The sequence below is a fragment of the Parabacteroides sp. HGS0025 genome (assembly GCF_000969845.1).
Classification (GTDB): domain Bacteria; phylum Bacteroidota; class Bacteroidia; order Bacteroidales; family Tannerellaceae; genus Parabacteroides; species Parabacteroides gordonii.
Genome location: NZ_KQ033902.1, coordinates 4,009,997 through 4,023,712, shown reverse-complemented (window position 1 = coordinate 4,023,712; position 13,716 = coordinate 4,009,997). Strand labels below are relative to the sequence as shown.

General features: G+C 51.6%; 7 protein-coding genes. 5 read left to right on the top strand and 2 right to left on the bottom strand.

Annotated features, from left to right (window positions below):
* Positions 1-104 precede the first annotated feature (104 nt).
* The 3 genes from HMPREF1212_RS26730 to HMPREF1212_RS15625 all read left to right on the top strand — a co-directional run bounded on the left by HMPREF1212_RS26730 (position 105) and on the right by HMPREF1212_RS15625 (position 6,264).
* Positions 105-329: a DUF4248 domain-containing protein gene (locus HMPREF1212_RS26730; RefSeq protein ID WP_081693314.1), complete on the top strand. Its 225-nt coding sequence runs from the start codon at positions 105-107 to the stop codon at positions 327-329.
* Between the two features lie 36 nt (positions 330-365).
* Positions 366-2,702 (top strand): DUF3987 domain-containing protein, encoded by a 2,337-nt coding sequence (locus tag HMPREF1212_RS15630; RefSeq protein WP_046149965.1) that lies wholly within the window; start codon positions 366-368, stop codon positions 2,700-2,702.
* 505 nt (positions 2,703-3,207) lie between these two features.
* Complete coding sequence (locus HMPREF1212_RS15625; RefSeq protein WP_046149964.1) at positions 3,208-6,264, top strand: InlB B-repeat-containing protein; 3,057 nt, start codon at positions 3,208-3,210, stop codon at positions 6,262-6,264.
* A gap of 67 nt (positions 6,265-6,331) precedes the next feature.
* On the opposite strand, the gene HMPREF1212_RS15620 is transcribed toward HMPREF1212_RS15625, so the two are convergent.
* Complete coding sequence (locus tag HMPREF1212_RS15620; RefSeq protein WP_046149963.1) at positions 6,332-8,002, bottom strand: putative transporter; 1,671 nt, start codon at positions 8,000-8,002, stop codon at positions 6,332-6,334.
* A 100-nt stretch (positions 8,003-8,102) separates the two neighbouring features.
* On the opposite strand from HMPREF1212_RS15620, the gene HMPREF1212_RS15615 reads away from it, so the two are divergent.
* Positions 8,103-9,353: an exonuclease SbcCD subunit D gene (locus tag HMPREF1212_RS15615; protein WP_046149962.1), complete on the top strand. Its 1,251-nt coding sequence runs from the start codon at positions 8,103-8,105 to the stop codon at positions 9,351-9,353.
* Entirely contained in the window at positions 9,350-12,322 is a 2,973-nt protein-coding gene (locus HMPREF1212_RS15610; protein ID WP_046149961.1) for an AAA family ATPase, read from the top strand. The genes HMPREF1212_RS15615 and HMPREF1212_RS15610 overlap by 4 nt, the downstream gene beginning before the upstream one ends.
* Positions 12,323-12,403: 81 nt before the next feature.
* Here the strand turns inward: HMPREF1212_RS15610 and HMPREF1212_RS15605 are convergent, their stop codons facing one another.
* A complete protein-coding gene (locus HMPREF1212_RS15605; RefSeq protein WP_046149960.1) occupies positions 12,404-13,615 on the bottom strand; it encodes a DUF4925 domain-containing protein in 1,212 nt (403 codons plus the stop codon).
* Positions 13,616-13,716 lie beyond the last annotated feature (101 nt).

The following is a 13,716-nucleotide window of genomic DNA, read 5'->3' as shown; positions in this document are numbered from 1 at the left end:
TATTGACGAAATAATTGTATAAAGCTTTAAATATCAACGCCTATATATTTGTTTTTCTCCCTCTTTTTCCTTACCTTGTAAGAGTTAACGAATAGCTGAAAAGTATGGAAGAAACGAGAAATTACACCCGCGTATGGGCCTTTTACGAGCTGGCCCTGTGCTACTTCCCCGAGTCGACGCCGAAGGTGGCTTCCGAGAAGCTCAGGCGGTGGATCAATGAGTCGGGCAACCTGAAAGACAAATTGCTCGCACTCGACTGGAAACCCGGCAAGAAACTCCTTACCCCTCGCCAGTCCACCTGCATTTTTGACCATCTGGGCGAGCCATGACCCGCCCGCGATTGATTACTTAATACACCATGAATTATGGATAATGAAAACGACCAATTATTTTCCTGCTACCGGAAGCTCTACAATCTCCGGGAAGACGGAAAAATGACACTAGTACAGCTGCGCGACGTGATTGCCGGCCCGAAACTGAAGTTGAAAACCCTCGAAATCCGCCGGCTCGATGCCGCAGGGGAAGTGGATAAGACAAGGAAAAAGAAACTGTCGCTCCCGACCTTTGCCGTCTCCTTCCTCTTTCCCGACGAGCGCTACAACGACCAGGCCGCCGAACCCACCGGCTATGTGCTGGTGGATATCGACCAACTGTCGGGGCCCGTGGCCGGCTACTTCGAGCAATGCAAGTCGCTACCCTTCCTCGCCCTGGCCTACGTTAGCGCCCGGGGAAAGGGTCTGCACCTGATCTGCCGGGCCGAGACCGACGCCGCCACACACGCCGACGTCTGCCGCGCCCTCTACGACCTGCTCGAAGCCACCTTCGGAGAACCCGTCGACCGCAACTGCACCGACCTGACCCGCACCAGCCTGCTCTGCTGGGATGCCGGTTGCTACTACAACCCCCGTCCCGAAGTGTTCCGCCTCGCGCAGCCACCGGTAGCCGGCAAACAGTCCCCAACCGCCACCGGCTATCAGCCGCCTTCCGAAGCCGACCGCCTTGCGCTCTACCTCGACCGGGTGGATGCACGCGTCAGCTGGCAGAAAGGACAGCGGCATATGCAACTCGTCAGCCTGGCCTACTCGCTCAACCGGGCGGGGTTCGACCGACTCTCGGTGGCGCAGGCCTGCATCAGCCGCTATGCGCAACGCGATTTCGACGACCGCGAGATCGGCCGTGTGATCGACTCGGTCTACACGAAGTCGCAGGCCGAACACGGCGTGAACCGCCGCGAATACACCCCGCCCGCGCGACCCCTTAGTGACACAAATGCCAATCGTGCCACTAGAGAGGCTCCTTCCGGCCGTAAAACCGACCCGGCAGAGGAACGTTTTGATACTGAAGAAGATAAAAGCCTGACCCCCTTCTTCGACTATGCCCTCTTAAGCCGGGCGCCACAGCTCTTGCAGGACATGCTTCGTCCCGACCTGACCGGACGCCAGCGCGACATCGCACTGGCCGGGGCGCTGGTGGCTTTATCTACAGTAACCCCGCACGTCACCGGCCAGTATCACGGCCATACCGACGCCCCGACGCTCTATCTCTACGTCGTGGCCTCGCCCGGTTTCGGTAAGGGTATTCTCCAGGAAGTGCGCAAAGCCCTGCTTGTCTGGCAGCAGTACATACGCGACAACTCGCGCCTGCGCGTACAAAAGTATGAAGAGGAGCTCGAAGCCTATAACCATCATAACACCGCGGCACGCAAGGCCGGCAAGATCCCCATCCTGTCCCGTCCCCTGGAGGTGAAACAGATGGAGCTCGACATCCCCGGCACCATCACCCAGGCCAAGCTCACCGAGCTGCTCAAAACCAACGAGCATTATCCCGGCCTGATGTGTGAAACCGAGATCGGTATCCTGGTAGATGCCACCGGACAGGAGTACGGCAAATACATCTACCTGCTCAACCAGATCGCACAACACGAAACGATCGGGCGCGGCTCCCTGCAAAACAGTGTCCTCTCCTGCGACTTCCCCCGGATGTCGCTCCTTACCAGCGGCACCTTCGGACAGTTCACCGACCTGATACGCGGCACCGACGACGGACTTTTCTCCCGCTTCCTGGCCTACACCATCGACGAGGCTCCCGAGTGGAAAGACCTGACCGATATCGACGACGATCCCCATACGGGTAGTTACTACCCCGCCTTGGGCGAACGTATCAAACTGACTGGTATCTTCCTCGACGAACATGAGACCTTTGTCTGCTACACCGATGCACAGCGCAAACGGCTGAACCGCCGCTTCAGTGCCATGTCGAAAAAAGTGCGCTGGTTCAAGGGCGACGACGAGCTCAGTGTGATTCACCGTCTGGGGAATATGCATTTCCGCATCTGTATGCTGCTTACCGCCCTGCGCAAGGCCGAGGCTGGGAGCGAGGTGGAGAAGGTACGTGTGCTGGATGTCGATTTCGATTTGGCGATGATGTTTGTCCTCACTTTCCAGAAACATATACAGGCATTGGCTTCGTTGTTGCCATCCGGAAAGATACGGGACGAGTTTGTCGATTCCGACGATTACGAACGGTTCTACCGGTGTCTGCCCGACAGCTTCCCGACGTCGGAAGCGATCGCCGTGGGCGACTCGGCAGGCGTGAAGGAGCGGACGGTGAAACGCTTGCTAAAACGTTGGAGCAATGATGGTTTGCTGGTACGTCTCTCACGTGGCAATTACCGCAAAGGCGACTGCCGGCTCGACGATTGACCTACGTTAGTGTCTATTGGCACAAGTGGCATTAGTGTCACTAATGACCCGGAAAAGCGCAAGTTTTTCTGTCAGAAAGTGCACGGTTTCATCCGAAAAAGCGTACGGTTTTAGGAAATGACTTGCTGGAAGTGTTATTTTTGAAGTTATATAGCTTTATTGCCTAGCAAAGTGAAATGACTAGATTAAATGATCGTTTTTTCTCGCCATGAATTTGCAACAAAAGTAATCAAACCTTTTTTTCTCTCCAAATCTTATCAACAGAAAGATTTTCAATACATTGAATATCCATTTTTCTGAAAATACAGCTTTATCATGTAACCTCTTGAAAGTGACTATAAAAAACGATCGTTTTTTATAGTCATACTTATTTTGTTAAAAATAAAAATGTGCTGATATACAGTGGTATACGTTGGTTAATTGCCAATGAGGTTCACTTACTTCCTCCTGAAATGGATAGGGAGTGTGTAATATTCGAATATCTAACAATAAATTATTAATAATTATGATGAAACATCTATTATCATTACTCATTCTTTGCACCATCCTTTTACCGGCCGGAGCAGCAGAGACAACGTACACGCGAACGTACGATATTAATGCCGGGTCTGTGACTATCGATGCTGCCGGTACTTACCTGATAACAGGTACAGGGGCAAAAACAACAAACACGATCAAGGTCAACGCATCAGGCCAAACAGTGAACATCACGATCCAAAGCATACATATTGAAGCTGACTTTTCTGTCGGTTCTCTTTTTGAGATTATAGAAGGAGCGGTAAACTTAACGTTGTCCGGAACTAATATTTTAAGAGTGACGGGGGATGGAGAGTACGGGAAAGAAAAAGCAGCCTTGCATATTTCCGAAAACCAGTCGCTCACTATAACGAAAGAAAGTGACGGGGCAAGCCTGACGGTGGATATGGGAAATGTCTGGGCGAGTGCCATAGGTGTAAACTATGAAGAGTTTACTTCTCTAAACTTTTATGGAGATCTAACTATAAATGGTGGGGCAATAACTGCTATAATTCCGGCATATGTTCCGGCAATAAGCGGTTCTAATATTACTATTAACGGAGGATATATTGTGGGGGATGTAAAAGAAAGTAACTTTGACGGGCGCGCTCTCCAGAGTTCTAATAAAATAAAAATAACGGGCGGAACTGTTATTGGTAAATATGGAGATTACCCGGGTTATATCGACGGGGGCGTTCCAACTATTATCATCGGTGGAAGCGTATGGGCAAGCATGGATAATGTGTACTCTAATTTTCAAGACGAATCAAACAACAAAGTGGTTATGAAAGAGGTTGAAGCCTCCTCTACCGGAGTCAAAGTGACAGGGCTGGATGGTGCTTCCGGTTACGCGACTGATGATATGTATGCTGATGAAAACGGTAAAGTGTACGTATGGCTGCCCGAAGGTAGCGAGGCCCCTACTATTACCACTAGCGTCGACCCGTCTTCATCCAATCTGACCGTTACGAAAAACGGTACAGTCTGGAACGACTATGCGCACGAATATACAATAATAAATAAAGAAACGTCGGCTGCTCTTTCGCGGATCATTGGCGGGAAAGTCTATTGCTATGACCTGGAAGATAAAACGTATACCTTCTTCGATGGTGTTCTGATTTCGCGAACGGATATAACTGTTAGCGGCGGCGCGGCAACCGTCGGTTATTTATCTGCCACGTTCGATACGCAGGGAGGATCGGCTGCTCCGGAGGAACAACTGTTCTTCCCGGGTGCGAAGGTGAACCGCCCTGTCGATCCGACAAGAGAGTTCTATGTTTTCAAAGACTGGACGACGGAAGCCGGAAAGGCGGAAAAAGTGTGGGATTTCAATACGGTTCCAACAGGGGGGACTTCCCTTTATGCTCTTTGGGTAGCCAACAAGATCGCACTTAAAGGTGATGTGAGCCGGGAAATAAAAGGTACCTATGGTGAGGCTGTTTCCGAATATAAACTTTCTACCCTGATAGACGACTCCGACAACTCGGGAGCGAAAACATATTCCGTAAAAGAGGGGAGTGTATTGCCTGCCGGTCTGACACTTTCCGGCGATAAGATAACAGGTACTCCCACAGCCGCCTGTACCGATAAAAAGGTGACTGTCACTATCACAGCCGTCAACGGCGAAACAGCCGATGTGGAACTGACATTCAATATAGCCCGGGTAACACCGACTCTCACGTTGAATGGTAAAACGGCTTATTATACCGGCGAATATATCCGTATCGAAGCTATTCCCGGCAACGTATTGAGTGCGGATCAAGAGGCTTTCCTGAAGGCTGTGCAATATACGTATGTATTACAGCCGGGTAATGCTCCTGCCCCAAAAGCGGAAACAGCCGATAAGTGTGTGATCGAGGTTGGCGAATATAAGGTCACTGCCGTTTACCCGGAAAGCGACAACTACAGCTCTGCTTCTTCCTCCGAAGCTACTCTGACAATCAATGCCTATACTCCCGATGCCGGAATAAAAACGACCGTGGAGGCGACGGAAGGGGATAACAGCTGGTATACCGGCGAAATTAAGTTCAATGCTCCGGCCGGCCATCAGGTTTGCTTGTTGGAAGCCGAACCGTTGGTTTCCGATCCGGTGGTGTCGGCTGCCGGCCTGTTGCGTTCCGGCAAAGCGGCTTTTGCATGGGACGACCATTTCACCTGGACAAACGATGGTGAGTTCTCTATCAGTTATCTGCTGAAAAGTACGGCGGCCGATGCTACTCAAGGAGCTGTTTGTACCGATCGCCAGGCTATCACCGTGAAGCTCGATAAATCGGCTCCTGTGATTAGTGCGCCGCAGGGGTCGGGAAAAACAATTTCGGTTACTGTCACTGATAATATCAGTGGTATTGCTTCTGTCGAATGCAAACTGGACAACCTGGTTCAAGTAATATCAGGGTTGAATGCCGGTGATAAGTCGTATGTCTTGAACCTCCAGTCGGAATATGGTAATCATACGCTTTATCTCAAGGTGACTGATCGGGCCGGTCTTGTTGCGGAGCAGACTGTAACAGTGAAGCTGGAAGAGTCTCAACCGGAAACGCCGTCTATTCCGGATACTCCTTCGACGACTTACACGGTTATATTGCCGCAGGTGGAAGGAGCAGTGACTGATCCGGTAGCCGGTAGTTACGAGATCGAATCGTGGAGTGATTTCCATTTCACCTTGACACTCGATGAGGAGTATAGCCAGTCAGTCCCGGTTGTCGCTACCGACCGTGGCGAGACGATTGAGCCGCGTAGTAGTGACGGTACATACATTATCAAGCAGGTACGCCAGCCGATTGCGATCACTATCACTGGTATTGTGAAGAATCCCGACCCGGTAGCCAACGGACAGGTGGCAGCGGATGCAACGCAGGTCTGGACTTCGGGCGCTGTTCTCCATATCCATCTGCCGTCGCCCGAAGCGGTAGCGATCTATACTTTTACAGGCCGCCTGTACAAAGCATACAGCACCCTTTCCGACGACACCGCGCTCTGGTTGCCGCAAGGTAATTACATTGTCGTGACTGGCGGGGAACGGTTTAAGGTGCAGGTAGGAAGGTAATGTGAGACATAGGCAGTAACAAGAAGGGGACGTATCAGTAATGATACGTCCCCTTCTGCTTTGAAATTTACATGAACAACATCAATATCAGCTGCGTCGATATCACCCGGATAAACATGGACAACGGGTAGACAGTGGCATACGAAACGGAGGGCTCGTCGCCTTCTACCGTTGTGTTGGCGTAGGTGAGGGCCATCGGGTTGGCCATACTGCCGCAGAGCATTCCCACGTTGTGCCCATAGTCGAGCTTGAAGAACCGGGCAGCTATGAACCCGACGATCAGTACCGGAACGATGGTCAGCAGGAAGCCCAGGCCGATCCATAGCAGACCTTCGGCACGGAAGACCGTTTCGAAGAAGTGGGCACCCGAGTCGATACCCAGTCCCGCCAGGTAAATGACGATACCCAGCTGGCGCAACATCAGGTTGGCGCTCATGGTGGTATAGGTGGTCAGGTGGAAACGGGGGCCGAAAGCACCCATCAGGATACCAACGATGATCGGGCCGCCGGCGATACCCAGTTTCACGGGAGTACTCATACCCGGCAGCATGATAGGCAGCGAACCCAGCAATACCCCCAGGGAGATACCGATGAATACGGCCAGCAGGTTCGGGTTGTCGAGACGCTTGATCTCGTCGCCTAGTATTTTTCCGACATTGTTCACGGCATTCTTTTCGCCGACGATAGTCAGGCGGTCGCCGATCTGCAGGCGCAGGTTAGGGTCGGCAATCAGGTCGATACCCGCACGGTTTACGCGGGTGATATTGATGCCGTAGAGGTTACGCAGGCGCAACGAGCCCAACTTGACGCCGTTCACCCGGTTGCGGGTCACGACGATGCGGCGGGAGACGAGTTGCGAGTCGATCGCGTTCCAGTCGATATCTTCCTTGTTCCAATCCACATTCTCCTGTTCCCCGAAAAGCGTCTTGATGGCTTCCACATCCGATTTGATGGAGATAATGAGCAAGTGGTCGTCCTGTTTCAGCAATGTATCCGAAGTAGGGATGCTCACCTTGCCGTTGTGCCATACGCGGGAGATAACGAAGTGTTTCTCCGTCAGCTTCATGATGTCTTTGATGCTCTTATTGTAGATGGCAGGGTTGCTGATATGGAACTCGGCCACGTTGGTCGTGGTGTCTTTTTGTTCTTTGCTATGGTTCTCGTTCTTGTCGGCAAAGAGCTTCTTCATGATGATAATGGCGAGTATCACCCCTACCACTCCCAGAGGATAGGCAACGGCACAAGCCAGCGCCATGTCGGTCACGATCTTTGTGCTGGTAGGGTCTACCTGCAAGAGAGCTTGCTGGGCGGCACCGAGGGCAGGGGTATTAGTTACCGCACCGCACAGGAGCCCGACCATATTAGGGAGTGAGACGCCCGTCGTCCAGTGTAATACAAGGGTGAGAATCAATCCCAGCAGAATGACCCCGAGCCCCATCATATTCATCGCCACCCCCCCTTTCTTCAGGGAGGAGAAGAATCCGGGGCCTACCTGTAGCCCCAGTGAATAGACGAACAGAATCAGGCCGAAGCTCTGGGCGAAGTAAAGCATATCTTTATTTACGACAATGCCGAAGTGCCCGGCCAGAATACCGGCAAAGAAGACAAAGGTGATACCCAGCGATATACCGAATATCTTCTGCCTTCCCAAGAATAGTCCCACGGCCGAAACCAATGAGATGATTATTACTGCCTGCAACATTGTCGGCTCTAAAAAAGCTTCCTGTAACCAATCCATACAAGTGTGTTTAATAAAGGTGCAAAGATAGGAGTTTAATTTTGATGTCTGTTATTTCTATTCTAGTTATCTTTGACTACTCAAAAGAGAACGTTGATTTATGTCATTAAAAGTTATACATACCGCCGACTGGCATCTCGGCCAAACCTTCTTCGGCTACGACCGGGAGGAGGAGCACGATGCTTTCCTGTCCTGGCTGACCGATACCCTGACCGAACAGCAGACGGATGTCCTGCTCATAGCGGGGGATGTGTTCGATGTGGCCAACCCGTCCGCTTCGGCGCAACGGCGTTTCTTTCATTTCCTGAAGGAAGCGAACCGGCGCAATCCGCATTTGCAGATCGTTGTCGTTGCCGGCAACCATGACTCGGCCGCCCGGCTGGAATCCCCGATCCCTTTGCTGGAAGAGCTGAATACCTCTATTGTCGGCCTGATCCGGCGGACGGAGACAGGGGAGATCGATTTCGACTCGCTTCTTATCCCTTTATATAATAAGGAAAGGGAGCGGGAGGCCTGGTGCCTGGCAGTCCCGTATCTCCGCCAGGGGGATTATCCGGCTTCGGAAGAGGGGCACGATACTTATATCGCCGGTATAAACCGTATGTACCGGCAGTTGTACGACTATGCCGATGCCAGGCGCAAGCCCGGTGAAGCCCTCCTGGCGATGGGGCATCTGCATGCCACCGGTGCCGAATTGTCGGACGACGACCGCAGCGAACGGATCATTATGGGCGGGCTCGAGTCTGTCTCTTCTGATACATTCGACGAGGGTCTGGCCTACACCGCGCTGGGGCATATCCATAAGGCGCAGCGCATCGGAGGGAGGGAGAACCTGCGTTATTCCGGCAGTCCGCTGCCGATGTCTTTCTCGGAGAAAAACTACCGTCATCAGGTTGTAGCCGTTACGCTGGAGAACGGGTGCCTGTCGGAGATCATTCCGGTGCCTGTCCCTTTACTGACGGACTTGCACCGGATACCGCAACAGCCTGCACTGTCGGAGGAGGTGATCGCACAGTTGGCGGAACTGCCTCTTGCCGGGACGGAAGGCTACGAAGACCCGAACCGCTGGCCTTACGTGGAAGTGCGTGTCCTGATGACCGAGCCTGATCCGGGCTTTCGCCACCGGGTGGAGGAGGTGCTGGCCGATAAGGCTGTCCGCCTGACTTCAATCGTCCCGTCTTATCCGAAACGGGAGGACGACGATACGGTACGTCCGCTTACCTACGGCGACCTGCAACGTATCGATCCGCTGGATATGCTGAAGCATGCCTTTACCAATAAGTATGGCGGCGAGTTGCCGGAAGATATTGAATCATTGTTTAAAGAAGTAATGAGGGAGGTTTCCTTATGAAGATATTAGCTATACGGGGGCGTAACCTGGCTTCGCTGGAAGGAGAGTTTGAAGCTGATTTTACGTCCGAGCCGTTATTATCTGCCGGGATCTTTGCGATCTCGGGCCCTACCGGTGCCGGTAAATCAACGATACTGGATGCGATGTGCCTGGCATTATTTGCCCGTACGCCGCGTACAGACCAGGCAAAAGAGAACAATGTGAAACTGCGGGATGTGAATGAGGAGGTGCTCCCCCAGAGCGACCCCCGCTTTTTGCTGCGCAGGGGGACGGCTTCGGGGTATGCCGAGGTGGATTTCCTGGCGTTGAACGGACACCGTTACCGCTCGCGTTGGTCGGTGGGACGTGCCCGCGATAAGGAGAACGGACGTTTACAGAGTCCCCGCGTTACATTACATAATATAGATAAAGAGGAAGAGGAGCAGGGAACGCGTTCCGAACTGCAAGCCCGTGTCGTCGAACTGATCGGCCTGACCTTCGAGCAGTTTACGCGTTCGGTCTTATTGGCGCAGAATGATTTTTCCACCTTTCTGAAAGCAGAACAGGGAGAGAAAGCTTCCCTGTTGGAGAAGCTGACGGGGACAGAGCTCTATTCTGCTATCTCGCGAACGATCTTTGAAAAGAATGCCGTAGCCAAAGAGGCCTACGATAAGATACAGGCCCGTATTCAGGGAATCGAACTGCTGACGGAGGAGGTGGAACAGGAGTTGCAGGCCCGCCTGAAGGAGTCCGAAGCTTCTCTGCTGGCGTTGGAAAAGGCGAAAGCCGAACAACAGACATTGCAGGAAGCTGTTAAATCGACCGAGCAGCAGATCGCTACCCGGCAGACCCAGCAGAAAGACGCTGCCGCTAAACTGGAAAAGGCGACCGAACTGCTGAATGCCGCCCGGAAGGATTACGAACAGGGATTGGTCGAGGAGCAACGTTCCGAATCGGAGTTCAGGGCTTTGCAACAGGAGTTACAGCAGGCTCGCGGACTGGATGTCCGTCTGGACGCTGCCGCCCGTTCCGTGGCCGATACCGAAACACGTCTGCGGGAGGCATTGGCACGGAAAAAGGAGGGCGAAGATAAGTTGAAAGCCGCCCAAACCCGTCAGCAACAAAGTACGGCGGAGATCGCGCGGTTAAGCGAATGGCGCGAACGTTATCGTAGTAAGGAGAGCATCGCCGAGCAGTTAACGGCTTTGCTGTTGCATCTCGATGCTGCTTCCGCTGCCCGTCAGGCTATCGAAAAGGCCGGTAAAACGATTGCGACGACAAAACAAACGGCCGAGCGTTTGGTAGCCCAGTTGGCTACTATCCGGCAGGCAGCGGAGACGAAGCGTGCACAGCTTCAAAAGACAGAGGAGATAATCGTCCGCTCGGAAAAGGAATTGAAGGCGCTGGATATTGCAGCGCTCGATAAGCAGATAGAGTCTGTCCGCCTGGAACGTGAAAACCTGTTGATCGAACAGGCACGGCAGGCGGCCAGCGGTGATGTGCTCGAACTGCGGAAGAAGTTGCAGGAAGGTTCTCCTTGTCCGGTATGCGGTAGTACGCACCATCCAGTGGTTACGCATCCGGCAGTGACTGAAGTACCGAAAGTCATCGCAGCACTGACCTTGCAACTCGAACAACTGAATGCCCGTAAAACAGCCTATGCCGGCAGTGAAAAGCAACTGAACCAATTGCGCCAGCAACTCCTGCAACTACATAAGGAACTGACCGAAGCCGATCATACCCGTACCGATTTGCAGGGACGTCAGAAGCTGGCGGAAACCCAGATCGCCCGGGAGGAGGCGATCCGTGCCGAAAGTCAGGAAACCCTTGCCAAATCATTGTCGGCCGCCAACCGTCTTTTCGGTAACGACGACTGGCAAAGAGGCTGGCAGCAAGACCCGGACTCTTTCCGCGATACGTTGACGACCTTCGCCCGTCAGTGGCACGACAATACGGAAAAACTTCAGCAGCTGCAACGGGAGCAAAGCGCCCAAAAAGCGGAATACGAATCATACGCCTCTTTCCTGCCTTCGCTTATCAAACAGGTGGAGGAGGTAACGTTGCTTCATGAGCAGAACCGTACGGCTCTGCTGGCTTTGCAGTCGGAACGTGCCCGGCTACTCGGTGGCAAGCCGGCCGATCAGGTGGAGTCAGCCTATACCCGTCGGAAAGAGGTGCTGAAAGAACGGATGAAGCGTTTGCAGACTGTCCAGACTGAACAGTCCGGTATTGCCGACCAACTACGGGGCATTGCCGGACAGATAGCGCAGGATCTGCAAAAGGCTTCCGACGATCTCGTCGTCCGGCAAAAAGCGTTGGCCGATTGGACTGAGGCTTGGAATACTGCTCACGACAATGAGCCGCTGGAACTCCTTCTTCCCCGTATTACCCAGGAAAAGAACGAATATGCTTTCCGCCTGCGTACCCAGGCCGAGAATAAACAGAAGATTGCCAGCCAGCAGGAGGAACTGAATGCCTGTCGCCTGGAAAATGAACGCTGGGCGAAGCTGAATGAGCTGGCGGGCTCAGCCGATGGTGCCAAGTTCCGCCGGATTGCCCAGGGATATACGCTGGACGTATTACTCAGCTATGCAAATGTGCAGTTGCGTGACCTGAGCCGCCGTTACCGGTTGGAGCGGGTGCCTGAAACACTGGCTTTGCAGGTGATCGACCGGGATATGTGCGACGAGATCCGTACGGTGCATAGCTTGTCGGGCGGTGAGTCTTTCCTTGTATCGCTGGCGCTGGCACTCGGTTTGTCGTCCCTTTCTTCCAACCGGATGAAGGTGGAGAGTCTTTTCATCGACGAGGGATTTGGTTCGTTGGATGCCGATACATTGCGTATAGCTATGGATGCTTTGGAAAGCCTGCGCACACAAGGACGTAAGATCGGAGTGATCTCGCATGTACAGGAAATGACGGAACGTATTCCGGTGCAGATACGGGTGAGCCGTGCGGGGAATGGAAGAAGTTTTCTGGAGGTTGTATGAATAAAGTAAAAACAAAAAGAGAATGTGACACTAGACCACATTCTCTTTTTGTTGTAATTGTATCTGACTGTCTTAATAGACTTATTGTAAATCGAGACCTAAGTCGAATGCTTCTGTTGCATCCCAATTAGAGCTGATGGATGTCAATAGCATACCAGCCATAGCCGCTTCAGCCGGAATGATCCCTGCCGTACTCAACATATTCCATATATTTAATAGGTCGGAAGAACCGTCACGCATTTTCATGATCGGATCAAATGTAGCCTTGTCAAGATAAAGATAAGTATGACCGTTCTCTGTCTTTACATTCATCGGTATTCCATTAATAGTCCAATTCTGCAATAAAGCGATTGTTTCATCGCTGATAGGAATTTCAATTCCAAGCATAGTGCCTAATAAACCTTTTAATGTTGCAGGATCACTTGACATGATTTGATTAATGATCCCTGACATACCTTCTGCATCACTGCCCATAACCTGTGTGATGATATTGCCAAGATCCAGTTTCGTATACAACTTTCCATCCTTATGAAACCAATAAGCGAGATGCTTGGGAGCATCCAACCAACCGGAAGTTGGGAAAAGTGCTTCTGCTGTTTCTTTTGCCGGAGACTGGAATATCCAACTGGGGTCAAAGGTGATGCCTTTTCCTTTCATATATTCTGCAGTAATCGTACCGTCAGTACCTAAAGTAACGGAGTTTAATACTTGCGGAAGAAGAATACCGAAAAGACCTCTGAACATTGCTCCGTAAGAAGTTCCGTAATCCGAAGAAGAAGTGACACAAACGTAATTAACATAACCTGCACCGGCAAGTACGGCACTCGGATTTGTATATCCGTTATATTCAAGTTCTCCTGTTGTATAATCTGCCAGATTATATGTTTTAGCCCAACCATTCGGGTCATTCATAACGACCGTTAGTTTCAGCGTCATTACTTCGTCTTTTACAGAGCCGGTATATTCTACGTTTGCATTGGTGGTAGTTGCTGTTCCGGAGAATTCGCTTTTTACCACTTTGATATCAGAGATTGTCGTTGCGTTTTCACCCGGGATAACGTTTGTTAGTGCAAGAGTCCCGTTAGTGCCGCTTGATGCGGAGAATGTTACTTTTTTCCCTGTCAGAGGAGTCTCACCGTATGAGAGTACCAGCTTTTCCCCTTCATAAGTACCTGCCACCTGTTCCCAGCTGTTGTCTATTTCTTCTTCTTTTTTTTCGTCATCATCGCCACAGGCTGTAAATAGACAGATAGAACAGATCAGTGTAAGTAGATACAGTAATTTTTTGCTCATAATAAAGTCATTTAATTAATAATAAGTTTATTCCTTTTAAAACCAGGACAAATTAACTGTTTTACTCCTTACCAGGCAATATCTATTTTAAAGAATGAGTG

Excerpts from the sequence above, each read along its gene's own strand:
- HMPREF1212_RS15615 (WP_046149962.1), top strand. The coding sequence starts at position 8,103 with ATGTCATTAAAAGTTATACATACCGCCGACTGGCATCTCGGCCAAACC.
- HMPREF1212_RS15630 (WP_046149965.1), top strand. The coding sequence starts at position 366 with ATGGATAATGAAAACGACCAATTATTTTCCTGCTACCGGAAGCTCTAC.
- HMPREF1212_RS15620 (WP_046149963.1), bottom strand. The coding sequence starts at position 8,002 with ATGGATTGGTTACAGGAAGCTTTTTTAGAGCCGACAATGTTGCAGGCA.
- HMPREF1212_RS15605 (WP_046149960.1), bottom strand. The coding sequence starts at position 13,615 with ATGAGCAAAAAATTACTGTATCTACTTACACTGATCTGTTCTATCTGT.
- HMPREF1212_RS15610 (WP_046149961.1), top strand. The coding sequence starts at position 9,350 with ATGAAGATATTAGCTATACGGGGGCGTAACCTGGCTTCGCTGGAAGGA.
- HMPREF1212_RS26730 (WP_081693314.1), top strand. The coding sequence starts at position 105 with ATGGAAGAAACGAGAAATTACACCCGCGTATGGGCCTTTTACGAGCTG.
- HMPREF1212_RS15625 (WP_046149964.1), top strand. The coding sequence starts at position 3,208 with ATGATGAAACATCTATTATCATTACTCATTCTTTGCACCATCCTTTTA.